The organism is Acinetobacter sp. 228 (assembly GCF_048147885.1).
Genome location: NZ_JAYWYV010000325.1, coordinates 1 through 1287 on the forward strand (window position 1 = coordinate 1; position 1287 = coordinate 1287).

The 1287-nt window shown below is 43.4% G+C and carries 1 protein-coding gene; it reads left to right on the forward strand.

The genetic code is table 11. The features are described from left to right. Positions 1-1287 (forward strand): ribosome biogenesis GTPase Der (gene der / locus VXQ92_RS18645; protein ID WP_416682807.1); only part of this gene is annotated, 1287 nt, incomplete at both ends.

A 1287-nucleotide genomic window follows, 5' to 3' on the forward strand; every position in this document is an offset into this window, starting at 1 on the left:
GTGATGCACTTGTAGCCGACTTCGCGGGTTTGACTCGTGACCGTAAATATGGTGATGCGACTTATCAAAATAAGTCTTTCATTGTTGTTGATACTGGTGGTATTGGTGAAAGTGAAGGCGGTATCGATAACTACATGGCCGAGCAGTCGAAAACAGCCATCAATGAAGCAGATATTATTATTTTTGTAGTTGATGCGCGTGCCGGATTGTTAGCTTCCGATGAGCAAATTGCCCGTGAATTACGTACTTTAGGCAAGAAAATTTATCTTGTTGCCAATAAGGTTGATGGTGTACATGCTGAAGCTGCTTTGGTTGAGTTCTACAAGCTTGGTATGGGTGAACCATTACAAGTTGCAGCGAGCCATGGCCGTGGCGTACAACAAATGCTTGAGGATGTACTTCAAGATATTCCAGAAGATGAAAATCCTGAAGAGCATGATAAAGATACCGGATTGCGTCTAGCAATTATTGGTCGTCCGAACGTAGGTAAATCAACGTTAGTAAATCGCTTACTTGGTGAAGACCGTGTGGTAGCGTTTGACCAACCGGGTACAACTCGTGACTCTATTTATATTCCGTTCGAGCGTGAAGGCCGTAAATACACTTTAATTGATACAGCAGGTGTACGCCGTAAAGGTAAAGTACAAGCGATGAAAGACGCACATGTGGTGGTGGTTGTAGTTGACGCCCGTGAAGGTATTGTTGAGCAAGACTTACATTTAATTGGCTATGCGCTGGAAGCTGGGCGTGCCATGGTCATTGCGATCAATAAATGGGACAACATGAGTGAATACGACCGCAAGCAGTGTAAGCTTGATGTTGAGCGCCGTTTTGACTTTATTCCTTGGGCTCGAATTCACCTTATTTCTGCTCTACATGGTACTGGGGTGGGTGAGTTATATCCATCAATTCACCGTGCTTATGAGTCTGCAAACTTAAAGGTATCTCCTGCGAAATTGACGCAGATTTTGAATGATGCAACTGATCAGCATCAGCCGCCGACAGTTCAAGGCCGTCGTATTAAAATGCGTTATGCGCACATGGGCGGACAAAATCCACCGACTATTGTGATTCACGGTAACAAGGTGGATAAGACTCCTGCAGATTATCGCCGTTATTTAGAGAATGTATTCCGTAAGGTTTATAAGCTTGAAGGTACACCAGTTAAAATTGAATTTAAGACTTCTGAAAACCCGTTTGAAGGTCGTAAGAGTCAGGTCGATGAACGTACAGCTGCACGTCGTCGTCGTTATATTCAGAAATTCAAAAAAGCAGAAAAGAAATTTA